The following is a 24,170-nucleotide window of genomic DNA, read 5'->3' as shown; positions in this document are numbered from 1 at the left end:
CCCTCCCCCCCCCCCCCCCCCCCCCCCCGCGCCTGCTTGTGGGGGGGGGTCACCCCTCGATACCCTACCGTCGTTCGCTCGCTCACCCCCCCCCGGGGTGGGGGACCCCCGCGCCCCCCACAATCCGGCAAACCCGCGAGCCCCCTGCTACGCGCGCGCCTGGGTCAGATGCCCGGCAATCAACTTCCTGAACGGAACCACGCCCTGCGCGGCCCGTAATGCCGCGCCACGCAGCAACCGCGCCGGCAAGCGACTGTCGTTGTAGAGCCCGGCAATCGCATTGGTGGCCTCGTACAGCGGCCGTGTCGCCAGCCGATGCCCACGCTGGTAATTGGCCAGCACGCCATCGGCACCAATATCGCCACCGCCGCGAACCGCTTCCAGCATCAACCGCGACAGCCGCTGCTGGCTCTGCAGGCCGAAATTGAAACCGTGCGCGGTGACCGGGTGCATGCCGACCGCCGCGTCGCCGATCAAGGCATAGCGCTTGCCGACAAAGCGGTGCGCGTACACGCCGACCAGCGGATAGGCGTGGCGCGTCCCCACCGGGGTCATCTCACCCAGGCGGCGTTCGAAGAAGCCACTGACGGTTCGCCCAAAGGCGGCCTCATCAAGCTCCAGCAACTGCTGCAGCTGCCGCGGCGGCATGGTGATCACTGCCGAGGCCTGATTACCCGGCAAGGGCAGCATCGCCAAGGTGCGCTCGTAGCCGAACCATTCCCAGGCCGCGTGCTCGTGTGGGCGTTCGCATTGCATCCGGCAGACCAGCATGGATTTGCCGAAGTCACGCATCTGCGCACCAATACCCATCATCCGCCGGGTCGCCGAGAAGCGGCTGTCGGCGGCGACCACCAGTCGCGTGGCCAGCTCGCTGCCATCGTTCAAGGTCACGGTACTGAAGGCTTCGCCGGCATCAATCGCGGTCACCGAGCGGCCATCCAGCAGTTCCAGCCCGGCCTGGCCCTGCACCGCCTCCCAGGCAGCGCGGCGGATCAGGTGATTGGGAATCAACCAACCCAGCTCATCCACGCCCTCGCCCTGCGCTGCAAAACCCAGCGCAAACGGCGAGCTGCCGTTCATGACCTTGGCACTGCGCAGCGGCGAGATCTCAGCCGGATCGATGCGCTGCCACAGGCCCATGCTGCGCATGATCTGCCGCGAAGCGTGGGTCAGCGCGATCTCACGCCCGTCGAAGGTCGGCTCGGCCAGCGCTGCCAGCGGCTGCTGCTCGATCAACGCCAGCGACAATCCGCTGCCTGCCAGGCTGCGGACCAGACTCAAGCCGGCCGGGCCGGCTCCCACCACCACCACATCCACCTTGCGCATGTGCCACTCCGTTATGCCTACCGCAGGCAGGGTAAGCAGGCCGGTGTAAGGATTCATTGATCCAGATCAGGCATGCGGCAATCAGCCCGCAAACACAACGGGCGCCCTGCGGCGCCCGTGTGCTTTGCCTTGGCGCCAGTAGCGCTCAGTTGGCCGAGGCTGCGCGCACGCTGTAGCCGGAGGCGCGCCACACCTTGTCCTCATCCAGACGGAACGAGACCAGCTCACGCACCGGCTGCGCATTGTTGGCGAAGCGGGTCGGGAAGCTGACGTTCAAATAGATGCCTTCCGGCACCGACGCGCCCGCTGGGTACTGCACGCGGGTGATCGACGGCTTGCCACGCGACACCAGCGCGCCGAGCTTGGCACGATCAGCATTGACGTTGTTGGCGAACACATCACGGGTCACCGCTTTGCGCGCCACAGCCGAGGCACCGTCCCACACAGAGGCAGCCTGCTGACCATCCACCAGCTGCGCTACACGCTGGGCCGCTGCGGTCATCTCCGCATCCTGCTTGGCCACCTGCGCCTGCTGCGCCGCACTGAGCGCCGGTACCGGACGTGCGGCGGCGGCGGACGCCGGGGCCGGGACTGCCGGTGTCGCAGCGCGCGCCGGCGCGGGCGTTGTCGCAGGAGCCGCTGCAGGCGCCTGCGCGAAAGCTGCGGCCGGTACGGCCAGGGACAGCACCATCAACAAACAACTGGATCGCATAGCTCTCTCCATGACGCTTTCAGTTGAACGGAACGCCAATCCAATCACGGTTTGCGATGTTCCGCATCCCCCTGAGTGTTCATTTACGTGTGCCGGCCGCACTCACCTGCGCGCTGACTGCGGGTGCAGCCAGCAGTGCTGGCGCGGCAACAGCAGCCGCAGCACCGGTCGGGATGCTGGTCGGCATCGGCTCGAGCATCGCGGTGTCGATCTCGGACAACGGGCTTTCCTCCGGGCAGACCTCATCCGGGAAACCGAATTGCTCCTTCAGCGCCTGGCCACAGCGGTTGACCGCTTCCAGATCGGCGCCCTCCACCTTGCACTCGCGGTCGAAGGCGATCAGGAAGGAATCCTTGCGGCGCACGAAGTCGTCGCCGCATTTGCGCATCTGCTTGATCCGCTCCAGGTCGTCCTGCACCGCATTGGTGCCGTCCAGCCCGTACTGCTTGAGTTCGTCGTTGGTCAGCACGCGCAGGCTGCGGTTGGGCACGGTCATCATCAGGTCGGCAACGCCCACAGCCACACCATTGCGCTGCAGGTAGTCCTTCACGTTGTCATAGACCTCGTGCAGCTCCTTGTTCAACTCAGCACGCGAACTGGCGGTGGAGCTGATGCGCATCATGCGGTGGATGCCGACCTTGCCGGAGATCAAACGGTTGTCGCCGGCCGCCAGCACGAACACGCAGGCACTGTGGCAGACCGAACCTTCGCGCACCCATATGGTCCAGCCCGACTCGCCGATGCTGTCGCCGGCCACGATCGCCGCCTCCACCTGGCCGCCACTGGAGTCCAGGTCGAGGATGCGCTTGCTGATCTTCATGGCATCGGCGACCACCGCCAGACGCGTCACCATCGCCGCGAATGAAGGATTGATCTTGCCTGCATAACGCACCCGCAGCAGGCCGCGTTCCTTGCAGGGTTCAAGGGCCGCGTCCATGCTGGCGCGGTCGAGCGACGCCAGCTCGGTGCCGTCGCCGCTCTCGCCTGCATAGTCGGTGCCACAGCTGACCCAGGCCTTGCCGTTCTCCAACACCAGCTCAGGCCAGGGTTTGTCCTTGGCCGGCAATACCGGTGCCGGTGGGGTTGGCGCATCAGCGGCGTTGATCGACACCATGTGGTCGCCATCGGCGGCGAGCGCGGCCGAGGGATCGGCCACGGGCTTCTTGTCCTGCGTCTGCGGATTGCAGGCCAACAGCCCGACGCACAACAACGGCGACCACCAGAACTTGGGCAACATGGAGAGCAATCAGGTCCGTACTACGGCGCAGCGGCGCCAGGGAGGTGGACAGTCTAGTGCGCAACACCCTCCATGCTGCAACGTCCGGTGAATCAACACAGCGTCACACGCATTGATGTCCGAAAATGGCCAGTAACCATCGCCTACCGCGCCTAGACTTGGCCCATGCAGAACCTCCTGATGCCCGCCCACGTGCAATGCGAACAAGCCCGCCTGGCCCGCGACGCGCGCTTTGATGGCCTGTTCTTCACCGCTGTACGCAGCACCGGCATCTACTGCCGCCCGGTCTGCCCGGCGCCGCCGCCCAAGCCCGAGAACGTCAGCTACTACCCGAGCGCGGCCGCTGCCAGCGCCGCCGGTTACCGGCCCTGCCTGCGCTGCCGCCCAGAACTGTCTCCGGATGACGCCAATCTGCTGCAGGACCAGACCCTGCATCAGGCATTGGCCTTACTCAATGAAGGCATCCTGCAGGAGCAACCCGCGACCGCGCTGGCCGAGGCGATGGGGATCAGTGCGCGCCAGTTGCAACGGTTGTTCGTGGCCAGGCTCGGCGCGACGCCCGCCCAGCTGCACACCACCCGACGCCTGCTGCTGGCCAAGCAGTTGCTGACCGAAACCGCCCTGCCGGTGACCCAGATCGCGCTGGCGGCCGGCTTCAACAGCCTGCGCCGCTTCAACAGCGCCTTCCTTGAAGGCTGCGGCATGCCGCCGAGCGCGCTGCGCAAGCAGCATGGCGTGGTGGCCGGCGGCGAGCCGGTACTGCGCCTGGCCTACCGGCCACCGCTGGACTTCCCGCTGATGCTGGCCTTCCTGCGCAGGCGTTCCCTGCCCGGCATCGAGTGCATCGATGAGAGCAGCTACCAGCGGGTGGTCGTCGCCAATGGCGTGGCCAGCCTGATCCGCGTCACCGCCGACCCCAAGCGCCCGGAGCTGCGCCTGCAACTGGGCACCACCGACCCGCGCGCCATTCCCGCCATCGTCGCCAAGGTACGCCGGGTCTTCGACCTGGATGCCGACCTGCGCACCGTCCACGCCACCCTGGGGCAGGAGCCGCTACTGGCTCGTGGCATCGCCGAACGCCCGGGGCTGCGTATTCCCGGCGGCTGGGACGGCTTCGAAGTCGCCGCACGCGCCGTGCTCGGCCAGCAGGTCAGCGTTGCTGCCGCCACCACCTTGGCACGGCGCTTGGTCGACCGTTTCGGCGAGCACCTGCCCGGCATGCCCGAAGGCCTGGACCGGCAGTTCCCGGCACCGGCAACGCTGGTCGACGCGGAGCTGGAGAGCATCGGCCTGCCGCGCACCCGCGCCGCCACCCTGCGCGCCATCGCCCGCGCCTGCGCCGAGAACCAACTGGACTTCAGCCGTGCGCAGACGCTGGAAAGCTTCGTGCAGAAGGCAACCGCCCTGCCCGGCATCGGCCCATGGACCGCGCACTACATGGCGCTGCGGGCGATGGGCCTGCCCGACGCCTTCCCTGCCGGCGACCTGGTGCTGCAGCAGGTACTGGGCGAAGGCCAGCGCCTGAGCGAGCGCGAGACCGAGCGTCGCTCGCAACTCTGGCGACCATGGCGCGCCTACGCCGTGTTGCATCTATGGCACCTGGCAGTGCCTAGCGAAAGAAAGAATTCCAAGGCAGCTACGGAGGCCAGCACATGAACACCCTCTATTACGACCGTTTCGACAGCCCCATCGGCGCGCTGACCGTCGCCGTCGACCAGGTCGGCGTGCGTCACATCCTGTTCGCCGAAAACCGCCACGACGCCAAGGGTCGCGAGCATTGGCAGCGCGATGCGGATGCCGTTGCCGAACCGCGTCGACAGTTGCTGGAATACCTGCGCGGCGAACGCCAGGACTTCCAGCTGGAGCTGGCACCGGTGGGCACCGAATTCCAGCTGCAGGTCTGGCATACGCTGGCGCAGATCCCGTTTGGTGCGACCTGGAGCTACCGGCAGCTTGCCGAACGCATTGGCCGGCCAACTGCCACGCGCGCGGTCGGTGCTGCCAACGGCCGCAATCCATTGCCGATCGTGCTGCCGTGTCATCGGGTGATCGGCAACAACGGCGCATTGACCGGTTTCGGTGGTGGGCTGCCGACCAAGGCTGCGCTGTTGAAACTGGAAGGAGTAGCCAGCGAAGGTGAGCGGGTGGCGGACCTGTTTGGCTGAGTGTGCCGGCTCCCCGGGTGCGCTTTGCTTACCCGGGCTGCTTGCCCCGATCCATTGGCAACATGCCTAAGGTTGTATTTGTACGGTCACCGGCCCGGCCTATCATGGCGGCATGACTTTTCTACGTATCTCGGCCACTGCACTGGCCTGTGCGCTGCTCGCAGCCTGCGCCACCACGCCCTCGCCCACCGCCGTAGCGGACACTCCGCCCACCGTGCTGATGATTTCCATCGACGGCCTGCGCGCGGACAAACTCAGTGATGCCGACAGCCCCAACCTGATGCGCCTGGCACGCGAAGGCGTGCGTAGCGTCGGCATGCGTCCTTCCTATCCCTCACTCACCTTCCCCAACCATTACACGCTGGTGACCGGCCTGCGCCCGGACCATCACGGCCTGGTGCACAACGCGATGAGCGCCGATGCGCTCGGTGACTTCAAGGTCAGCGATCGCGCCGCCGTGCAGAACGCGGCATGGTGGGATGGCGGCGAGCCTATCTGGGTGAGCGTGCGCAAGGCCGGCCTGAAGAGCGCTACCTGGTCGTGGCCGGGCAGCGAAGCACCGGTGCGCGGCCTGCATGCCAATCAATGGCGGATGTACGACGAAAGCGTGCCGCTGCCCGAACGCATGACCCAGGTATTGGCCTGGCTGCATGGCGAGCCGGACGCGATCAAACCGCGCTTCGTAGCTACCTATATGGAACAGGTGGACAAGGCCGGTCACGCGCACGGCCCGGACTCGCCTGAGTACACCGCGGCATTGCAACAGGTGGATGCCGCCGTCGGCCAGTTGGTCGACGGCATGCGTCGCGACGGTCTGCTCGACCACACCAATGTGATCGTGGTGTCCGACCACGGCATGGCAACGGTCAAATACGGCAACGCTGTCGCCATTGAAGACATGGTGGCACCGGCTATCGCCAAGGCCGTCTCGGTCGGGCAATCGGTGGGCTTTGCGCCGCTGCCCGGCAAGCAGGCGGAGGCGGAAACAGCACTGCTCGGCGAGCATGCGCATTACCAGTGCTGGAACAAGGCCGAGCTACCCACGCGCTGGCATTACGGCAGCAATCCGCGCATACCGGCCATCGTCTGCCAGATGCAGGAAGGCTGGGACGCGCTGCCCCGTGACAGCATCGCCAAGCGCTCACCAGGTGACCGCGGCTCGCACGGCTACGATCCGGCGCTGCCCTCGATGCAGGCGGTATTCGTCGCACGCGGTCCGGCGTTTGCCCAGGGCAAACAGTTGACCGCGTTCGACAACGTCGACGTCTACCCGCTGCTGACCCGGCTGATCGGCATCCCGGCCCAGCCCAACGACGGCGACCCACAGGCCTTGCAGCAAGCCCTGCGCCAGTCAGACTGAGGTAACCCGGCCAAGCGCAAGCGCACCCGGGAGCGTTGCCTGACGCACAAACCGCAGGCACAAAAAAAGCGGCGCAATGCGCCGCTTTCCTGTTGCCACTACCTGGCTGGATCAGCCGGCCTTGGCGACGGTCTTCTTGGCAACAGCCTTCTTGGCAGCAGCCTTGGCGACAGTCTTCTTGGCAACCGGCGCAGCTGCGCCCACGGCCACCTTGCTCACGTGCGCACGCGAAATGCCATAGCTGGCGTTGAAGCGCTTGCCCTTGGCGGTCTTACGGTCACCCTTACCCATGTCGTCAACTCCTTGGTTTGTAATCAGTTACCCCGTGCATGCACGGGTTTGGCGAGGCCACAACAAGCGCCCTCGCGCATGGACAGGAAGCCTACCATGCGCCCCTCAATGTGCGCAGCTGGCGTCATGCACATGCACGTGGTTCAAGCGCAGGTTGACCACATGCGCCAAGCCCACCAGCACGCCGCCCAAGGTCATCACCACGGCATGCGGGACCTGCGAATGATGCAGCTCCGAATTCAGCAGACCGGCCCAGAGCAGCAGCAGGCCGGGCACCAGCAGCAACAAGGCCATCAGCGCGCGGTGACGCAGATAACCCCAGATCAGGCTGAACAGACCGAGCACGGTCACGAAGATGACGATGGTGGCCTCTACCCCATCGCTGAGCCAGAACGACAACCCCAGTGCCGGGGCTGCCGCCAGCAGGGCCGGCAACAACGCGCAATGCACCGCACAGATCAGGGACCCGGTGGCACCAAAACGATCGAGGAATTTGCGTAGTCCGGTAGGTGGGATGGGCATGACTTCCAGCAGGGGCGACGGAACGTTATGGAATAATATAACATAATCGTCCTCCCCGCCCTAACCGCTTGCGCCAACCCCCTTGCCGCCTTCGGTTCAGATTGCCATCCAAGTGATACACAGTAACAGAGAGAGCCTCATGTCCCTTCCCCGCCGCAACAAGCATCACCTGCTGTTCCTTGCATTGATGGCCGCCCTGCCCGTGGTTGCCAGCGCTGCCGATGACGACGCCAGCCAAAGCCATCACCTGACAGAACTGAGCGCGGTAAAGGTCACCGCCTCGCCGCTGCAGGGTTCGGCCGAGTCGCTGGCACGTCCGGTTGAAGTGCTGGCCGGCACCGATCTGGACGAGCACAAGTCCGGCACCCTGGGCGACACCGTGGCCAAGCTGCCCGGCGTGCAGAGCACCTTCTTCGGCCCCGGCGTCGGCCGCCCGATCATCCGTGGCCAGGAAGGCCCGCGCGTGGCGGTGGTCTCCAATGGCGTCGGCAACATGGACGCCTCCACCGTCAGCGCCGACCACGCCTCCGCCATCGAGCCCTTCCTGGCGGACCAGATCGAAGTATTGAAAGGCCCGGCTACCCTGCTGTTCGGCAGCGGCGCGATCGGCGGCGCGGTGAACGTGGTCGACGGCCGCATTGCCAGTGAAGTGCCGGATCGCCCGCTCAGCGGCCGTGCCGAAGTACGCGGCAATTCCGTCAACAATGAGCGCAGCGGCATGTTCCGCCTGGACGGCGTCAGCGGCGACAACCTGGTCCTGCATGTCGACGGCCTGATCCGCAACGGCGATGACTACCGCATCCCCGGCTACGCGATCGACCCGCATGCGCTGGATGCCGATGGCCATGACGATCATGACGCCCACGACGAAGACGCCGGCACCCGCGGTCGCCTGGACAACAGCTCGGTACGTACCCGTGCCGGCGGCGTCGGTGCCACCTGGTTCGGCGAAGGCGGCTTCCTGGGCGCCTCGCTTGGCACCTATCGCAGCAACTACGGCATCCCCAACGGCGCGCACGTGCATGCCGACGATGATCACGACCATGACCACGATGACCACGACCACGGCGATGCCGAGGAAGGCGACGAGCACGATGTGCGCATCGACATGGTGCAGAACCGCTTCGACCTGAAGGGCGGCCTGTACAACCCGACCTCGTTCCTGAAGAGCCTGACCGTGCGCGGTGGCTACACCGATTACGAGCACACCGAACTGGAAGCCGGCACGCCGTCCACCCGTTTCACCAACAAGGGCTTTGAAGGCCGCGTCGAAGCCGTGCAGCAGCCGCTGGCCGGTTGGGACGGTGCGTTCGGTGTGCAGTTCGGCAGCAGCGACTTCGGTGCCACCGGTGAAGAAGCCTTCGTGCCGGGCACCACCACCGACACCATTGGCGCATTCGTGCTGCAGGAAAAGCAGTTCGGGCCGTTCAAACTGGAACTGGGTGCGCGCCATGACCGGGTCAAGCTCGATCCGAATGACGCCCAGCGCAACCGCAGCTTCGGTGCGACCAATCTGTCGGCGTCGGGCATCTGGGCCTTGAACGACACCTTCGACCTGCGTTTCGGCGTGGACGCCTCCGAGCGCGCACCGACCAACGAAGAGCTGTACGCCGCTGGCGCGCACATCGCCACCCGTTCGCTGGAGATCGGCAACGCCAACATGGACACCGAGCGCGGCCGTCGCGTCGAGTTGGGCCTGCACGCGCACAATGAACGCTTCGACCTGCAGGCAGCGATCTACCAGACCAAGTTCAAGGACTTCATCTACCTGGCCGACACCGGCGTGGTCGAAGGCGGCCTGCCGGTACGCACCTGGACCCAGAACGACGCCACCTTCAAGGGCGCCGAGGCAGAAGCCACCTGGCACATGCTGGAGAACGTGGCCGGCGATTGGGACCTGCGTGTATTCGGTGACTACGTGAAGGCTGAGCTGGATGGCAGCGGCAGCCGCAATGTCGCCATCGCAGTGCCGCATGGCGACCACGCGCACAACTACAACGTCGAGTTGGCCAATGGCGGCTACCTGCCGCGCATCGCCCCGGCCCGTGTTGGTGCAGACCTGCACTGGTCGTTGGGTGGCTGGCGCGCCTCGCTGGGTGCCGTACGCTATGGCAGCCAGAAGGATGTTGCCGAGAACGAGGAAGCCAGTGCCGGTTACACGCTGGTGGACGCACATGTGGCGTATCGCTGGGACCGCAATGGCAGCAACAGCTACGAAGTGTTCCTCGATGGCAGCAACCTGACCGATCGTGAGGCACGCCCACATACGTCGCTGCTGCGGGACTACTCGCCGCTGCCGGGCCGTGGCGTGGCGTTCGGCATCCGCGCCTGGTTTTAAGGGCTTGCTGCAGGTTTTGGCTTTGGCTCCTGCTCCTGCTTTCCCCTCTCCCGCCTGCGGGAGAGGGGCAGGGGTGAGGGCAAGCTTTTGCTTCTGCACCTGGTTCCGCTTCTGCTTCTGACTTTCCCGTTCAACAACCCAGGCGCACAAAGAAACCACCGCAAGGTGGTTTTTTGCTGCGCGCAGAACCAGTTGCGTTGAAACAAACTCAAGTACAGCCGAAGCCAAGTCAAAAGCCCCCCATCCGCCCTTCGGGCACCTTCCCCCGCAAGCGGGAGAAGGGAAGAGCACAGCAACAACAACAGCAACAGCAACAGCCAGAGCCAAAGCCAAAGCCAAAGCCAAAGCGAAGAGCGAAAAGCGAAAAGCGAAAAACGAAAAACGAAAAGCGAAACGCACAAAGCACCGGCTTAGCCAGCAACCACAACTCGCATTTACGTGCATATGCACATAAACTCCAGCCCATCGCCCTGCCCCACAAGCCGATGAACGCCTCCAGCCCCTGCACCTGCTTCCAGCTACGCCGCGCCGCGCGCCGCGTCTCCCAGGTCTACGACCGCCATCTGGCCGCCGCTGAGCTGAGCCTCAACGCCTATTCCATCCTGCGCCGCTCCAGCCAGCCGCGGCCGCTGGGCGAGCTCGCCGACGCGCTGGGCATGGACCGCACCACCCTTACCCGCAACCTCAAGCCACTGCTGGAAGCAGGCCTTCTCAACACCGCGCCCGGCGTAGACTCGCGCCAGCGCCAGGTGCAGATCAGCGCTGCCGGCAAGCGCCGCCTGCAGAAAGCCCTCCCGCTCTGGCAACAGGCGCAGCAGGAAGTTGAAGCACGCTTTGGCAGCGCGCGCACGACCACGCTCAACCAACAGCTCGAAGCACTCACCCAGGCCCTGGACCAAGGACACCCGGCATGAGCACCCAAGCCCCCACCCGCACGCCTTGGCTGCTGTTGCTGGCTGCGTCCAGCATCCTGATGGTCACCATGGGCGTGCGCCAGACCAGCGGCCTGCTGATCGACCCCATCCATGTTTCCACCGGGCTGGGCATCGCCCAGATCAGCTTCTCGCTGGCGATCGGCCAGTTCGTATGGGGTGCAGTGCAGCCCTTCTTCGGCGCGATGGCCGACCAGCGCGGCCCTCTGCCGGTACTGGTCGGCGGCGGTTTGTTGCTGGCCATCGGCCTGCTCGCGGCAACCCTGCTGCCCGGTGCCTGGGGTTTGAATCTCAGCTTCGGCCTGCTGCTGGCCGCCGGTGCCGGTGCCGGTAGTTTTTCAGTGCTGATCGGCGCCACTGCCTGGCGCATTCCAGCGCAGAAGCGCTCGATGGCCGCTGGCATCATCAATGCCGGCGGCTCGCTCGGGCAGTTCCTGTTCGCACCACTGGTACAACTCCTGCTCAGCGCCTTCGGCTGGATCAAGGCCTTGTATGCGCTGGCCTTCATCGTGCTGCTGTCGCTGCCCTTGGCATGGCCGCTACGCAAGCGCGCGCCGCGTGTGGAAGGCGCTGCTGACGGTGATGCATTGCGTCCACAATTGCAGCGCGCCGCACGCAGCCGCAGCTATTGGTGCCTGCACCTGGGCTTCTTCACCTGTGGCGTGCATATCGCCTTCCTGGTTACCCACCTGCCTGGTGAGATCGCGCTATGCGGGCTGTCGGCGAATGTGGCGTCGGTGTCGATTGCCCTGATCGGCCTGTTCAATGTTGCCGGCAGCCTGATCATCGGTGCGATGGGCGAGCGCTTCCGCATGAAGTGGCTGTTGTTCTGGATGTACCTCAGCCGCGCCGTGTTGATCGCGGTCTATCTGGTCTCGCCGCCTACGCCGATGACGTTCTATGTCTTCGCCGCGGCACTGGGCTTCACCTGGCTGGCGACGGTTCCGCCCACCGCCGGACTGGTTGGCAAGCTGTTCGGGCCGCGTCACATGGGCACCTTGTTCGGCCTCACGCTCTTCTCGCACCAGATCGGCGCCTTCTTCGGCGCCTGGCTCGGCGGCGTGGCGCTGGAATACGGCGGTGACTACAGCTGGATGTGGTACGCCGACATGGGCTTGGCCATCGCCGCCGCCCTGGTCAACCTGCCCATCCGCGAAGCACGGCTGCACAAGCAAGCGGTCGCAAGCTGAACGAATCGGAGCCGTTTAGCCTCCATTTCATGCCAAGCATTGAAACCGGACATTTTTGTCCGGATCATATGTCGCATGACTTCCATACGCTCCGATGCCGCTGCGCGTCGTGCTTTGCTGTTGGATGCGGCCGATGCCGTGTTCGGCGAGCACGGCATCACCGCGCCACTTGATCTGGTGGTGGAACGGGCCGGTGTGGGCCGCGCCACGCTGTACCGCAACTTCCCTGACCGCACCGCGTTGATCGAGGCGTTGCTGCAACGGACGGTGGAGAAGATCGAAGCACATGTGCAGGAACTGGGCGAGCGCGATGACGCCTTGTTCGAGCTGATCGTCGGCATGGCCAGGCGCATCGTGCACTCGCCGGCGTTGGCGGACTACTGGCGCGCGGTGGATCCGGACGAACCAGCGATCAAGGCCGCGCGCGAGCGCATCCTCAGCCTGTCCGAGCCTGCCCTGCTGCGGGCCAAGGCGGCCAGGCTATGTCGCCAGGACCTGCAACTGTCCGATATCTCCTTGATTTCCAGCATGCTTGGCGCCGCACTGCGTGGACGCACTGCGGAAGATCGCGCCACCCTCGCACGGCGTGCGATTGAATTGCTGCGTCCCGGCCTGGCGGAACGCACATGAAGCCACTCAAGCCCATTCCAGACTGGGAGGAGCACGAAAAACCCGCCCTGCCCGGCTCGGCGTCGATGCCCTGGCACCCGCCGTACCGGCGTGCGGCGTATGCCGCAGTGGCGGTGCTGGTGGCGATCACCGGTGGGCTGGGCAATGCGCTGATCAGCGCCAACCTGCCCTTGATCACCGGGCAGATGGGGCTGCAGGCCAGCGAGGCGAACTGGTTGGTGGCCGCTTATTTGATGGTCAACGTCAGCGCCAACCTGCTGGTGTTCAAGTTCCGCCAGGAGTACGGCATCCGCCTGTTCGCCGAGATTGGCCTTGGCACCTACGCCGCACTGGCGGTGCTGCACCTGTTTGTCGGCAGCACCACGACCACCTTGCTGGTGCGCGCAGGCAGCGGTTTCGCCGGTGCCGCCTGCACCACGCTGGGCACGCTGTACATGCTGCAGGCGCTGCCACGCAAATACGTGGGCAACCTGCTGGTGGTCGGCGTCGGCTTGTCGCAGTTGGCGGTGCCGTTGGCCTGGCTGTTGTCGCCCGGCCTGCTGGATCACGGCGAGTGGCAGAACCTGTATCTGTTCGAGGCCGGGCTGGCGCTGTGCTCGTTCGCCGCGGTGGTGGTGTTGAAGCTGCCGCCCGGCATCCAGATCAAGGTCTTCGAGCGCACCGACTTCCTGACCTTCGCGCTGCTGGCACCCGGCTTGGCACTGCTGGTGGTGGTACTGAGCCAGGGCTACCTGCATTGGTGGTTCGACTCACCGTGGCTGGGCTGGGCCTTGGCCGCCGCGGTGGTGCTGATCACCACCGGACTGTGCATCGAGCATCAGCGCCGGAATCCGCTGCTGCAGGTGCGCTGGCTGATGGGGCCGGTGATGCTGCGCTTCATTGTTGGTGCGTTCCTGATCCGCTTCCTCACCAACGAGCAGTCCTACGGCATGATCTCGATGATGCGTGCGCTGGGCATGGGCCCGGATCAGATGGCGCCGCTGTTCGGGGTGATCCTGATCGGCGTGCTGGTCGGCATTGCCGCCGGTGCGCTGACCTTCGGCCCCAAGGCATTGATCCCGCAGTTGTTGGTCTCGATCATCCTGCTAGGCGCTGCCGCCTTCCTCGACCAGCACCGCACCAGCATGGACCGGCCGATGGACTTCGCGCTGAGCCAGTTCTTCGCTGCGGTCGGCAGCGGCATGTTCATGGGCCCATTGATGCTGATGGGCATACGCCAGGCGATGGCGCGTGGGCTGGACCACATCGTGTCCTTCATCGTCATCCTGTCGCTGACGCAGAGCTTCGGCAGCCTTGCCGGCTCGGCCTTCCTGAGCAGCTTCCAACTGCACCGCGAGCACATCTATTCCACTGCATTGGTCAGCCAGCTCAATCCAGCCGACCCGCAGGTGGCACGTCGGCTGCAACTGCAGCAGCAAGCCTACGCGCGCGTCATCACCGACCCGGTACAACTCAGGGCACAGGCCAGCGCTGCCTTGGCAGCCACGGCCAAGCGTGAGGCCAATGTGCGTGCGTTCAATGATGTGTTCGCCTTCAGCGGCTGGGTGGCGATCTGCTTCCTGACATGGCTGCTGCTGGAAGTGACGCTGCGCAATCCCCGTGTGAGGCAGGTGATCCGGCGTGACCACGCCGGGACCCAGAACAAACGAGCAGAAACATGAGCAACAAGACCGAGAAGACTGCAGCAACACCGGCACCCACACCGGTATCCAAGTACAACCGTCCGAGCCGCGCCAGCGTGGTGGTGATGATCGTCATCGCCCTGCTCGGGTTGACCCTGATCCTGCGCGCCTGGCAGTTGTGGCCGTTCACCAGCACACGCATGCATACCGATGACGCTTATGTGCGCGGCCAGGTGACAGTGCTCGCACCGCAGGTAAGTGGCTATGTCACCGAGGTACTGGTCAGCGACTTCGACCACGTCAAACAGGGCCAGCCGTTGCTGCGCATCGACAACCGCATCTACCAGCAGAAGGTGGACCAGGCCCAGGCCTCGCTGGACGATGCGCGCGCACAGTTGGCCAACTCCGACCAGAGCCAGGCGCAGAACCGCGCCCAGATCAGTTCGGCGCGCGCCAACTATTCGGCCGAACAGGCCGAGCAGCAGCGCAGCCACACCGAACTGCAGCGCTACGAACAACTGGCCGCACAGCAACTGGTATCCAACAGCGACCGCGACAAGCTGCGCTCCTCCGCGCAGGTGGCAAGCGCCGGTGTTGCGCAGTCGCGTGCCGCGATCAATATCGCCGAGCAGACCCTCACGTCCACCCAGGTTGCACGCAAGGGCCTGGAGGCGAAGGTCGCCATGGCTGAAGCCGCGCTGGAGTTGGCAAAGATCGATCTGGACAACACGGTGATCAAGGCGCCGCGCGATGGACAGGTATCGGAAGCGAGCGTGCGGCTTGGCCAGTACGTGACCGCCGGCAGCCAGCTGTTGTTCCTGGTGCCGGACACGCTGTGGGTGGTGGCCAACTACAAGGAAGGCCAGACCTGGAACATGGCCATCGGCCAGCCGGCGACGTTCAGCGTTGATGCCTTCCAGGGCAAGAAGCTGACCGGTCGCATCGAGCAGATCGCGCCGGCCACCGGCTCGGAGTTTTCGGTGCTCAAGCCCGACAACGCCAGCGGCAACTTCACCAAGGTAGTTCAGCGCCTGCCGATCCGCATCGCCATCGATCCCGATCAGGCCCTGGCCGCACGCCTGCGCCCAGGCATGTCGGTAGTGGTGGAAGTGGATACAGCAGCGGCGCCCGCGCAAAGCCCAACCCCTTCCCAGCCTTCCCCTGCTGCGCAAGGGAGAGAGCAACAGCGGTAGTGCCGAGCCATGCTCGGCAGGGGCTTTCTCGACGAAAGCCGCCCTCACCCCAACCCCTCTCCCGCGAACGGGAGAGGGGGCTAAAGCAGTAGCGCCTAGCCATGCTCGGCAGGGGCTTTGCCGGTAAAGCCCCAAAAGCCAACCCCTCCCCAACCCTCCCCTGCTACGCAAGGGAGGGAGCAACGGCTCACCTCCCCGCAGCCACACGGGAGGCCCTGAAGCGCTAGGCTGTAGCCCTGTCCCCAACCGGGAGAATCCTCGGTGAAACTGCTACTGGCCCTTTCCGTACTGGCTGCACTCACAGCCACCAACGCCAACGCAGCCGACACGCTGTACTCCGGCGGCCCGATCATCACCGTGGATGACAAACAACCCAACGCCGAGGCCATCGTCGTGCGCGACGGCCGCATCGCCTTTGTCGGCACCCGCAAGGCCGCACGCCACTTCAGCCCGCAGGCGCAGCAGGTTGATCTGCAGGGCCACACACTGACGCCGGGCTTCATCGATGCGCACGGCCATGTCTCAGGCGTCGGCCTGCAGGCACTGTCGGCCAACCTGCTGCCCGCACCCGATGGCGAAGGCAACTCGATACCCGCACTGCAGAAGATCATGCGCGAATTCCGCGCGCATCCGACCACACCCGAAGGCTACAAAGTGCTGATCGGCTTCGGTTACGACGACTCGCAACTGGTCGAACAGCGCCACCCGACCCGGCAGGATCTGGATGCGATCGCCACCGATATACCAATCATCCTGATGCACCAATCCGGCCATCTCGGTGCCTACAACAGCAAGGCGCTGGAGCTGGCCGGCATCAATGCTGACACGCCCAATCCGCCTGGCGGCGTGATCCGTCGCGAACCGGGCAGCAACGTGCCTGATGGCGTTCTGGAGGAAAGCGCGCACAACATCGCCCTGGCCAAGCTGATGCCGGCGATGACTGCCGAACAGTCGCTGGCCATGCTCGAAGCCGGCCAGGCGCTGTACATGAAATACGGCTACACCACCGCCCAGGACGGCAAGAGCGACGCCGGCACCTTGCAGCTGCTGCCGATGGCGGCCAAGGCCGGCAAGCTCAAGATCGACGTGGTGGCCTATCCCGATATTGAAGTGGCCCTGCAGAACCCGGCCATGCAAGGCCCGTTCTATGGACTGAACTACACCGATCACTACCGCATCGGCGGGGTGAAGATCAGCCTGGACGGCTCGCCACAGGGCAAGACCGCCTGGCTGACCAAGCCCTACTACAAGGTTCCCGAAGGCGAGAAGCCGGACTATGCCGGTTATCCCGCCTTCCCCACCGCCAAGGTCGATGACCTCATCACCCAGGCCTGGGGCCATGGTTGGCAGGTGCTGGCGCATGCCAATGGCGATGCCGCCATCGACCAGCTGATCCACGCAGTAGCCGCCGCTGAAGCCAGGTACCCGGACAAGCATCTTGTCCCGGTGCTGATCCACGGCCAGACCCTGCGCAAGGACCAGGTTGGCGAGCTGCGCCGGCTCGGCATCTTCCCTTCGCTGTTCCCGATGCACACCTATTACTGGGGCGATTGGCACCGCGATTCGGTGCTTGGCCCGGAGCGCGCCGAGAACATCTCGCCCACGCAATGGGTGCTGGATGCGGGCATGGTGTTCACCTCGCACCACGATGCGCCGGTGGTTTTCCCGGATTCGATGCGGGTGTTGGATGCCACGGTCAACCGCGTGACCCGCAGTGGTCGTGTGCTGGGACCGGATCAGCGTGTATCACCGCTGATCGCACTGAAGGCGATCACTTTGTGGGCAGCACGGCAATACGGCGAAGAGAGCAGCAAGGGCTCGATCGAAGTCGGCAAGCGTGCGGACCTGGCGCTGCTGTCGGACAACCCGCTTAGCATCGAACGCAGCCAGCTGCACACCATCAAGGTGCTGCAGACCATCAAGGATGGCGAGGTGGTCTACGAAGCAAAGCCGAAGCCGTAAGCACAGTAGGCTGTTGTAGGAGCGGCGTAAGCCGCGAAACCACCGCAACATCCGAAGCCGATGGCGCATCGACCGCACCGAAGTAACCGGGGCGGTCGAAGCCTATCGGCTTCGCGGCTTACGCCGCTCCTACAAAAATCAGTTCCGCGGGGCGCTTCACCCTCTCCCCAACCCCTGCTCCGCACCCCAGCCCTTGCGCTGGCGCTGGCGCAAGGGCGTTCGATGGGCAGCGAACCAATGGTTCGCAAGCTGCCCCTCTCTCCCCGCAGGGAGAGGGGCTAACGCCTCAGCCTGCGCAGTTCGCGCACAGTCCGTGTACTTCCAGCGTCTGTGCCTGCGGCTTGAAGCCCAGCTCCTTGGCACGGGCTTCCAGCTGGCGGACGATGTCGCGGTCTTCCAGTTCCACTGCGCTATGGCAGCGGTCGCAGATCAGGAACGGCACCGAGTGCTGGTTGCTGCTCGGGTGGTGGCAGGCGACGAAGGAGTTGACCGACGACAGCTTGTGCACGAAGCCGTTGGCCATCAGGAAATCCAGCGCGCGATAGACCGTGGGCGGGGCATCGGCGCCCACGCCCTTGCCTTCACGCACCCATTCCAGCAGCTCGTAGGCCTTGACCGGCTTGCCGGCCTCGGCGATCAGCCGCAACACGTTGGCGCGGATAGGGGTCAGCCGCAATCCGCGCTCGCGGCACACCCGTTCGACCACCGCGACAAAGCCGGCCGCGTCTTCGACGTGGTGGTGCGGGGCGGTACAGGAGTGTGCGTCGGTCATGTCTACCTCGGGGTCAGGCCGTTGGGATCTTGATGAGTGCGGCGTCGATGCGTTTCAAGGCCTCGTCGCGCCCCACCAGATACACGGTATGGGAAATGTCAGGACTCACCTGGGTGCCGGTAATGGCCACGCGCAGCGGCTGGGCGACCTTGCCCATGCCGATCTCCAACTGCGCAGCCACCTCGTGCAGTGCCACGGACACGCCTTCGGCGGTCCATTCAGCAGCGGCCAGCAGTTCACGGGCCTTGGCCAGCGGAACTTCAGCGCCAACCTTGAAGTGCTTGGCCACGGCGGCTTCGTCGTATTCGCTCAGCGGGGTGTACCAGACCACGGCCTTCTCGGCCATTTCCTTCAGGGTCTGCACGCGCTCGCGCAGGGCGATGACCACATCGACCGGGGCCGGGCCCTTGCCGATGTCCAGGCCGAGCTTGTCCAGCTGGTAGACCAGGTGCGGGACGATGGACTCCGGCGTCTCGGTCTTCAGGAAGTGCTGGTTGACCCAGCCCAGCTTGGCCATGTCCAGGCGCGCGGCCTTGGAATTGCAGTTGGTGACATCGAACAGGTCGATCAGCTCCTGGCGGGTGAAGATCTCCTGGTCACCATGCGACCAGCCCAGACGGGCCAGGTAGCTCAACAGCGCCTCGGGCAGGTAGCCGGCGTCCTTGTACTGCATCACGTCGGCTGCGCCGGTGCGCTTGGACAGCTTGGCGCCCTGCTCGTCCAGGATCATCGGCATGTGGCCGAACTTCGGCACCGGCGCGCCGATGGCCTCGTACAGGTTGATCTGGCGCGGGGTGTTGTTGATGTGGTCATCACCGCGGATGACCTCATTGATGTTCATGTCCCAATCGTCGACCACCACTGCGAAGTTGTAGGTCGGGTAGCCATCCGGGCGGAAGATGACCATGTCATCCAGCTCGCTGTTGGCGATCTCGATATTGCCCTTGATCAGGTCATCAAACAGCACCGTGCCTTCAAGCGGGTTCTTGAAGCGGATGACGCGGTTCGGATCGTCCTTGTACGGCAGGTTCAGCTCACGGGCAGCGCCGTTGTAGCGCGGCTTTTCCTGCTTGGCCATGGCGGCCTCGCGCATGGCGTCCAGCTCTTCCTTGGTCTCGTAGGCGTAATACGCCTTGCCCGAGGCGATCAGCTGCTCGGCCACTTCCTGGTAACGGGCGACGCGCGCGGTCTGGTAGATCGGGCCTTCGTCATAACCCAGGCCCAGCCAGTCCATCGCCTCGAGGATGGCGTCGATGGCGGCCTGGGTGGAGCGCTCACGGTCGGTATCTTCAATGCGCAGCACGAACTCACCGCCACGGTGACGCGCTTCCAGCCAGCAATACAGCGCGGTGCGGGCGCCACCAATATGCAGGTAGCCGGTGGGACTGGGGGCAAAGCGGGTACGGACGGTCATGACGGGCGCAGAAGTTGGAATCGGGACATTTTACCTTTTCCCCCCTGTCGGTGCTTCGAACCCGCTTCAGCCCTTCGCGCACCGGCCAGAAAACGCAGCAAAACCCGCTACCTGCAGCTGCAAGCCCCTCTCCCGTTCACGGGAGAGGGGTTGGGGTGAGGGCAGCTCTGGCTCTGGCTTCTGCTTCAGCTTCTGCTTCGGCCGTTGCTCCAGCTTTTGACCTACCGGGCCCCTTCCACAGCGACGGAGCTGGCAGACAAGACCCCGCACGGGGCGACGCACACGGGTGTACGTCGTTTTTCGACGAGACAGGGATGTCTCGTCGAAAAATCCTGCCAGTGGAGTGGACCCGCGCCGCGCAGCGGCGTGGGCGCGGAGGCAGGGTGTGTTTCATTTGGTTACTTCTTCTTTGCACAAGCAAGGAAGAGCTCTTTAACAGCCGAATGGCTGGTCAAAGTGACTCGCTCCCCGCAGGGGAGTGAAAGCTTTTGATCTTGCTGTTGCTTAGAGCAACAACCGAAGCCAAAGCTCCCCCCATCCGCCCTTCGGGCACCTTCCCCCGCAGGCGGGAGAAGGGACGCACCAAGCGTCTGTTTGTTCTGCGCGGAAAGCAGAAGGGCCGCGATGCGGCCCTTCCTTCAAGCAAACGCGGCTAGCTCACTTCTCCAACAACGGCTTGCGCGGGAACCGCTCCTCACGCATCGCAGCGTTGTAGACGAACGATGCAACGATCGCCGCCGCCTGCTTCAGATCCTCAGGCTCCGCGTGATCCCAGGTATCCAGATGGCTGTGATGCACATTGCTGAAGTAATCCAGGCGGTCCTGGATGAACTGGAAGCCCGGCAGCCCCACCCGGTCATAACTGATGTGATCGGTGCTACCAGTGTTGCGCGTAGCCACCGTGGTCGCACCCACATCGTTGAACGGCTTCAACCACGCCTCGAAGATCGGCATCGCCGCCATGTTTTCCTGCGCATAGATGCCACGGAACCGGCCCGAACCATTGTCCATGTTGAAGTACACCTGGAACTTCTCGTAGTCACGCAGCTTCTGCAACGGACCGGTCGGCTCACGCAAGGACGCCGGCAGCGCCTTCTGCACCGGATCGGTTGGCTCCGGATAACGTGCGAAATGCTGCGCCACATAGGCCTGCGAACCAATCAGCCCCTGCTCTTCACCACTCCACAGACCCACGCGGATGGTGCGCTTGGGCTTGGCGCCCACCGCCTTGAGGATGCGCATCGCCTCCATCATCACCGCAACACCTGCCGCGTTGTCGGCCGCACCGGTACCGGTGTGCCAGGAGTCCATGTGCGCACCCAGCATCACGATCTCGTCAGCCTTGCTGCTGCCACGGATCTCAGCCAGCGTGTTGTGGCCCGGCTGGTTGGTGTCGTCGGTGAAGCGCGCATCCACGTTGACCCGCAGCGTCACCGTCTGCTTGTCCTTCAGCGCTCGCACCAACGGATTGAAGTGCTCGGCGATCATTGCCAGTTCCGGGATACCCACCGACTCGCCGGCCTTGCGCGAACCACCGCCAGCCACACGGATGATGCCGTTGTCCCAGCCACTGATGCTGATAGACGCCAACGCACCTTCTTCAATGAAGAACGCGTTGACTGCCTTGGTCAGCTCCTGGCGCTCATTGAACTCCTTGAGCCGCTTTGCGCGATCCTCTTCCGCCGTCTTCGGAATGGTGAAAGCCTGCAGGCCTTCCAGCGAGGTCGCGTCATGCCGATGCGAATCGGACTCGGTGCCACGCTTGTACTCGCGCGCATCACCGAGCAGCAGGATCTTGCCGCGCAGCTTGCCCTTGTACTTCTCCAGGTCAGCCAGCTTCTTGATATCGACCTGGATCAGCTCGCCTTCCACCGCACCATTGGTACCCGGCGTCCACGCCTTCGGCAAGGCATGCAGCGGCTGCACGCGCTGGCCCAGCATCTCGACGCTGGCCGAAGTGAATTCCCAACCACGACCGAAGTCCTCGAAGGCCTCGTCATGCACATTGACCAGGCCCCACTCGTTGAACTTGCCACGGCTCCAGGCATTGGCCTGGGTCATGGCCGGCGAGTTGCTCAGGCGCGGGCCGATGGTTTCGGTCAGATGGCTGAAGGTATCCATCACCTGCGAACGGTGGAACGCCTCCTGGCGGATCTTGCTGACCATATCCAGATCCACCTGCTCGGCCGCCTGCGCCGTAGCGCTCACCGCCAAGCCCATGCACAACGCCAACAAACCCCGCTTGATCATGCTTCCCCCGGCCCAAGGCCCAATGACGACAAACCACCGAGTCTAGCCAGCAGTCCGCCGCATCGAGTCGGCCAATGGTCATGGTTTGCCGACGCCCGTCGCGCTTCAGTCCGCGCGGGTCACCACCGCATAGGCCAGCGCAGGCCGCAGCTGGCTTTGCCAATCACGGTCATTGGCCACCTGGGCACGCTTGCGGCTGGCCTCGAAGGCGGCAAAGTCGAGATCGGCATAAGCCCACAGCGTTTGATCATCAGTCTGCGCCAGCACGCCGTCAGAGGGGAAACCCACATCCATCGGTGCATAGATCGCAGCCTCGCCTGTATTTACATCCAGCGCCGGACTCCATTCGGCGAGCCCAGCGGTGACCGACTGCGCCACGAACATCCGGTTCTCCAGCGCGCGAGCGAGGCAACCGACGCGCACGCGCATCGCTCCGGCGGCGGTATCGGTACAACTTGGCACGATCAACAAGCGCGCACCGGCTTCGTACTGACGCCGCACCGGCAACGGAAATTCACTGTCGTAACAGATGGCCACACCAACACGGACGCCGTCGATCTCGAAAACTTTAAGTGCATCACCAGGATCAATGATGCCGGTGCCCTTCTCGAAACCGGTGAGCTGCAGCTTGTCCTGCCACAGATGCAGGCCCTGCGGCGTCAGCCAGTCGCACCGGTTGCGGAAGCGCCCATTGCCGTCATCGAGCAGGAAACTGCCGGCCACCACGTGCATGTCCAGTTCCCGCGCCAGGTCGGAAAACAGTTCCAGCCAACGCTGGCGATACTGCTGGATGGCCGCCAGCGACGCCGCCAGATCACTGAAAATTGGCCGACCAAAACTGGCAGCCAGTTCCAGCGACAGATATTCCGGCAGCACCGCGATGCGCGCACCAGCAGCGGCGGCTTCGCCCAGCACCTGCGCCTGGCGCGCGGCGAACGCTTCGAAGCTGGCGGGCGAGCCCACCGGATAACGTGCTACGGCGATCTTCATGCGACGGACTCCAGCGTGCGTGTCCAGAACGTCAAAGGATGCATGACATTGCCCCGCCCTGCCTCCTCCCACTGCAACTGCATGGTCATGCCGGGCTGACGCTGGTAACCGCGCTTATGCCAGAACACTCCATTGTCACGATGCCCGGCTGGTCGACGCGGGTCATCATCGGCCCGGTCTACCGCGCAGAACGCGGTAAGCGTGAATCGGCCCAGCGCACGCGCATGTGCCTCGCGTGCATCGAAGAACGCATGACCGATGCCCTGCCCGCGATACGCAGGCAGCAGCACGGATTCGCCGAAATAGAAGACCCGGGCAGGATCGATACCCGCCTGCTCGAACGGCTTGCGGAAAGCCGGCCCATCATCGAGCAGCGGCAACCCGGTCGACGCCCCCACAACCGCGTCACCGGAGCGTGCGATTACGCACACCGCATCCGGCGTCGCCGCGTAAGCGGCCAGATAGTCACGCTCATAGTCAAGACTGCCCTGGTAGAGATAGGGCCAATCATTGAACACCTGGATACGCAGACGCGCGATGTCGTCGAGATAGGGCAGCAGTTGCTGGCCGAGCAGGCTGGTGATGGTGGGAGTTGAGTGCATGCGGGGATTCTAAGGTCTGCGGTGGAAGGACGCGCTTCTTCAGCTTATCCCGCGTGACTCCCCCTCTCCCCAACCCCTCTCCAGCGAGGGAAGATGGGCTTCAAGCTGCAATTGCATCTATCGCGTCATTGGACACCGCAGTAGGAAACTGCGGAGCCTTATCCGCCAAAGTGACCGCGGCGGTGACCGCCAGCTCAAGTCTCGGCTCCAGCTTTGGTTACGATTGAGGTTGCTCTTGCAGTTGCAGTTGCTCGTGCTTTTGTTCTTGCTCAGCTTTTGACGTACCGGGCCCCTTCCGCAGCGACGGAGCTGGCAGACAAGACCCCGCACGGGGCGACGTGCATGGATGCACGTCGTTTTTCGACGATACAGGGATGTATCGTCGAAAAATCCTGCCAGCGGAGTAGACCCGCGTCGCGTAGCGGCGTGGGCGCGGAGGCAGGGTGTGTTTCTCTTGGTTACCTTCTCTTTGCACAAGCAAAGAGAAGTAACTCGCTCCCCGTAGGGGAGTGAAAGCTGTTGCTGTCGCCTTGGCCTTTCATAAAAAGAGAGCAACAGCAAAACCCAAAGCTCCCCCCATCCGCCCTCCGGGCACCTTCCCCCGCAAGCGGGAGAAGGGAGTGTCATGCAGCTCGGTGCATATCTTCGGCCCGCCTTCGCGG

Annotated in this window: 20 protein-coding genes; 10 read left to right on the top strand and 10 right to left on the bottom strand. The window is 64.5% G+C overall.

The window, feature by feature from the left end:
- Positions 1 to 147: 147 nt before the first annotated feature.
- From ubiM to ACVOLV_RS13575, 3 genes are all read right to left on the bottom strand, one after another.
- Positions 148 to 1,326, bottom strand: a complete 1,179-nt coding sequence (gene ubiM / locus ACVOLV_RS13585) for a 5-demethoxyubiquinol-8 5-hydroxylase UbiM (protein WP_481554863.1) — start codon at positions 1,324 to 1,326, stop codon at positions 148 to 150.
- Between the two features lie 145 nt (positions 1,327 to 1,471).
- Positions 1,472 to 2,038: a DUF4019 domain-containing protein gene (locus ACVOLV_RS13580; RefSeq protein ID WP_481554862.1), complete on the bottom strand. Its 567-nt coding sequence runs from the start codon at positions 2,036 to 2,038 to the stop codon at positions 1,472 to 1,474.
- 79 nt (positions 2,039 to 2,117) lie between these two features.
- Positions 2,118 to 3,275, bottom strand: coding sequence for a COG3904 family protein (locus tag ACVOLV_RS13575; protein WP_481554861.1), 1,158 nt, complete (start codon positions 3,273 to 3,275; stop codon positions 2,118 to 2,120).
- Between the two features lie 165 nt (positions 3,276 to 3,440).
- Here ACVOLV_RS13575 and ACVOLV_RS13570 point away from each other — a divergent pair, with 165 nt between their 5' ends.
- The 3 genes from ACVOLV_RS13570 to ACVOLV_RS13560 all read left to right on the top strand — a co-directional run bounded on the left by ACVOLV_RS13570 (position 3,441) and on the right by ACVOLV_RS13560 (position 6,800).
- A complete protein-coding gene (locus ACVOLV_RS13570) occupies positions 3,441 to 4,931 on the top strand; it encodes a DNA-3-methyladenine glycosylase 2 family protein (protein WP_481554860.1) in 1,491 nt (496 codons plus the stop codon).
- Positions 4,928 to 5,440, top strand: coding sequence for a methylated-DNA--[protein]-cysteine S-methyltransferase (locus tag ACVOLV_RS13565; RefSeq protein ID WP_481554859.1), 513 nt, complete (start codon positions 4,928 to 4,930; stop codon positions 5,438 to 5,440). The genes ACVOLV_RS13570 and ACVOLV_RS13565 overlap by 4 nt, the downstream gene beginning before the upstream one ends.
- A gap of 112 nt (positions 5,441 to 5,552) precedes the next feature.
- Entirely contained in the window at positions 5,553 to 6,800 is a 1,248-nt protein-coding gene (locus ACVOLV_RS13560) for an alkaline phosphatase family protein (protein ID WP_481554858.1), read from the top strand.
- 111 nt (positions 6,801 to 6,911) lie between these two features.
- Here the strand turns inward: ACVOLV_RS13560 and ACVOLV_RS13555 are convergent, their stop codons facing one another.
- Together ACVOLV_RS13555 and ACVOLV_RS13550 are read right to left on the bottom strand one after the other, a co-directional pair.
- Positions 6,912 to 7,091: a 30S ribosomal protein THX gene (locus ACVOLV_RS13555; RefSeq protein ID WP_481554857.1), complete on the bottom strand. Its 180-nt coding sequence runs from the start codon at positions 7,089 to 7,091 to the stop codon at positions 6,912 to 6,914.
- Between the two features lie 105 nt (positions 7,092 to 7,196).
- Positions 7,197 to 7,613 carry a MerC domain-containing protein gene (locus tag ACVOLV_RS13550; RefSeq protein ID WP_481554856.1) on the bottom strand — a complete coding sequence of 139 codons (417 nt, stop codon included), beginning with the start codon at positions 7,611 to 7,613 and terminating at the stop codon, positions 7,197 to 7,199.
- Between the two features lie 139 nt (positions 7,614 to 7,752).
- On the opposite strand from ACVOLV_RS13550, the gene ACVOLV_RS13545 reads away from it, so the two are divergent.
- The 7 genes from ACVOLV_RS13545 (at position 7,753) to ACVOLV_RS13515 (ending at position 17,480) form a co-directional block, all read left to right on the top strand.
- Entirely contained in the window at positions 7,753 to 9,951 is a 2,199-nt protein-coding gene (locus tag ACVOLV_RS13545) for a TonB-dependent receptor (RefSeq protein ID WP_481554855.1), read from the top strand.
- Between the two features lie 485 nt (positions 9,952 to 10,436).
- Complete coding sequence (locus tag ACVOLV_RS13540; protein ID WP_481554854.1) at positions 10,437 to 10,865, top strand: MarR family winged helix-turn-helix transcriptional regulator; 429 nt, start codon at positions 10,437 to 10,439, stop codon at positions 10,863 to 10,865.
- Positions 10,862 to 12,073, top strand: a complete 1,212-nt coding sequence (locus ACVOLV_RS13535; RefSeq protein ID WP_481554853.1) for an MFS transporter — start codon at positions 10,862 to 10,864, stop codon at positions 12,071 to 12,073. Before ACVOLV_RS13540 ends, ACVOLV_RS13535 begins: the two co-directional genes overlap by 4 nt.
- A gap of 75 nt (positions 12,074 to 12,148) precedes the next feature.
- Complete coding sequence (locus ACVOLV_RS13530) at positions 12,149 to 12,703, top strand: TetR/AcrR family transcriptional regulator (protein ID WP_481554852.1); 555 nt, start codon at positions 12,149 to 12,151, stop codon at positions 12,701 to 12,703.
- Entirely contained in the window at positions 12,700 to 14,364 is a 1,665-nt protein-coding gene (locus tag ACVOLV_RS13525; protein ID WP_481554851.1) for an MFS transporter, read from the top strand. Before ACVOLV_RS13530 ends, ACVOLV_RS13525 begins: the two co-directional genes overlap by 4 nt.
- On the top strand, positions 14,361 to 15,518 hold the full coding sequence (locus ACVOLV_RS13520) for an HlyD family secretion protein (RefSeq protein WP_481554850.1): 1,158 nt from the start codon (positions 14,361 to 14,363) through the stop codon (positions 15,516 to 15,518). Before ACVOLV_RS13525 ends, ACVOLV_RS13520 begins: the two co-directional genes overlap by 4 nt.
- 261 nt (positions 15,519 to 15,779) lie before the next feature.
- Positions 15,780 to 17,480: an amidohydrolase gene (locus ACVOLV_RS13515; RefSeq protein ID WP_481554849.1), complete on the top strand. Its 1,701-nt coding sequence runs from the start codon at positions 15,780 to 15,782 to the stop codon at positions 17,478 to 17,480.
- A 286-nt stretch (positions 17,481 to 17,766) separates the two neighbouring features.
- Here ACVOLV_RS13515 and ACVOLV_RS13510 read toward each other — a convergent pair whose 3' ends face one another.
- The 5 genes from ACVOLV_RS13510 to ACVOLV_RS13490 form a co-directional block, all read right to left on the bottom strand.
- The gene (locus ACVOLV_RS13510) at positions 17,767 to 18,252 is read right to left on the bottom strand and encodes a Fur family transcriptional regulator (RefSeq protein WP_282266682.1); all 486 of its coding nucleotides are present in this window, start codon (positions 18,250 to 18,252) and stop codon (positions 17,767 to 17,769) included.
- 13 nt (positions 18,253 to 18,265) lie between these two features.
- Complete coding sequence (gene gltX / locus ACVOLV_RS13505) at positions 18,266 to 19,666, bottom strand: glutamate--tRNA ligase (RefSeq protein ID WP_481554848.1); 1,401 nt, start codon at positions 19,664 to 19,666, stop codon at positions 18,266 to 18,268.
- A 657-nt stretch (positions 19,667 to 20,323) separates the two neighbouring features.
- On the bottom strand, positions 20,324 to 21,916 hold the full coding sequence (locus ACVOLV_RS13500) for a M20/M25/M40 family metallo-hydrolase (RefSeq protein WP_481554847.1): 1,593 nt from the start codon (positions 21,914 to 21,916) through the stop codon (positions 20,324 to 20,326).
- A 105-nt stretch (positions 21,917 to 22,021) separates the two neighbouring features.
- Entirely contained in the window at positions 22,022 to 22,906 is an 885-nt protein-coding gene (locus ACVOLV_RS13495; protein WP_481554846.1) for a carbon-nitrogen hydrolase family protein, read from the bottom strand.
- Entirely contained in the window at positions 22,903 to 23,508 is a 606-nt protein-coding gene (locus ACVOLV_RS13490) for a GNAT family N-acetyltransferase (protein ID WP_481554845.1), read from the bottom strand. The genes ACVOLV_RS13495 and ACVOLV_RS13490 overlap by 4 nt, the downstream gene beginning before the upstream one ends.
- Positions 23,509 to 24,170 lie beyond the last annotated feature (662 nt).

Source organism: Stenotrophomonas sp. STEN023, from assembly GCF_056760135.1.
This window is presented reverse-complemented; position numbering and strand designations above follow the sequence as displayed.

What these genes read in the sequence shown, in the direction of transcription:
- ACVOLV_RS13535 (WP_481554853.1), top strand. Translation starts at nt 10,862, where the DNA reads ATGAGCACCCAAGCCCCCACCCGCACGCCTTGGCTGCTGTTGCTGGCT.
- ACVOLV_RS13580 (WP_481554862.1), bottom strand. Translation starts at nt 2,038, where the DNA reads ATGCGATCCAGTTGTTTGTTGATGGTGCTGTCCCTGGCCGTACCGGCC.
- ACVOLV_RS13525 (WP_481554851.1), top strand. Translation starts at nt 12,700, where the DNA reads ATGAAGCCACTCAAGCCCATTCCAGACTGGGAGGAGCACGAAAAACCC.
- ACVOLV_RS13510 (WP_282266682.1), bottom strand. Translation starts at nt 18,252, where the DNA reads ATGACCGACGCACACTCCTGTACCGCCCCGCACCACCACGTCGAAGAC.
- ACVOLV_RS13570 (WP_481554860.1), top strand. Translation starts at nt 3,441, where the DNA reads ATGCAGAACCTCCTGATGCCCGCCCACGTGCAATGCGAACAAGCCCGC.
- gltX (WP_481554848.1), bottom strand. Translation starts at nt 19,666, where the DNA reads ATGACCGTCCGTACCCGCTTTGCCCCCAGTCCCACCGGCTACCTGCAT.
- ACVOLV_RS13555 (WP_481554857.1), bottom strand. Translation starts at nt 7,091, where the DNA reads ATGGGTAAGGGTGACCGTAAGACCGCCAAGGGCAAGCGCTTCAACGCC.
- ACVOLV_RS13560 (WP_481554858.1), top strand. Translation starts at nt 5,553, where the DNA reads ATGACTTTTCTACGTATCTCGGCCACTGCACTGGCCTGTGCGCTGCTC.
- ACVOLV_RS13540 (WP_481554854.1), top strand. Translation starts at nt 10,437, where the DNA reads ATGAACGCCTCCAGCCCCTGCACCTGCTTCCAGCTACGCCGCGCCGCG.
- ACVOLV_RS13500 (WP_481554847.1), bottom strand. Translation starts at nt 21,916, where the DNA reads ATGATCAAGCGGGGTTTGTTGGCGTTGTGCATGGGCTTGGCGGTGAGC.
- ACVOLV_RS13550 (WP_481554856.1), bottom strand. Translation starts at nt 7,613, where the DNA reads ATGCCCATCCCACCTACCGGACTACGCAAATTCCTCGATCGTTTTGGT.
- ACVOLV_RS13575 (WP_481554861.1), bottom strand. Translation starts at nt 3,275, where the DNA reads ATGTTGCCCAAGTTCTGGTGGTCGCCGTTGTTGTGCGTCGGGCTGTTG.
- ACVOLV_RS13530 (WP_481554852.1), top strand. Translation starts at nt 12,149, where the DNA reads ATGACTTCCATACGCTCCGATGCCGCTGCGCGTCGTGCTTTGCTGTTG.
- ACVOLV_RS13490 (WP_481554845.1), bottom strand. Translation starts at nt 23,508, where the DNA reads ATGCACTCAACTCCCACCATCACCAGCCTGCTCGGCCAGCAACTGCTG.
- ubiM (WP_481554863.1), bottom strand. Translation starts at nt 1,326, where the DNA reads ATGCGCAAGGTGGATGTGGTGGTGGTGGGAGCCGGCCCGGCCGGCTTG.
- ACVOLV_RS13565 (WP_481554859.1), top strand. Translation starts at nt 4,928, where the DNA reads ATGAACACCCTCTATTACGACCGTTTCGACAGCCCCATCGGCGCGCTG.
- ACVOLV_RS13495 (WP_481554846.1), bottom strand. Translation starts at nt 22,906, where the DNA reads ATGAAGATCGCCGTAGCACGTTATCCGGTGGGCTCGCCCGCCAGCTTC.
- ACVOLV_RS13520 (WP_481554850.1), top strand. Translation starts at nt 14,361, where the DNA reads ATGAGCAACAAGACCGAGAAGACTGCAGCAACACCGGCACCCACACCG.
- ACVOLV_RS13545 (WP_481554855.1), top strand. Translation starts at nt 7,753, where the DNA reads ATGTCCCTTCCCCGCCGCAACAAGCATCACCTGCTGTTCCTTGCATTG.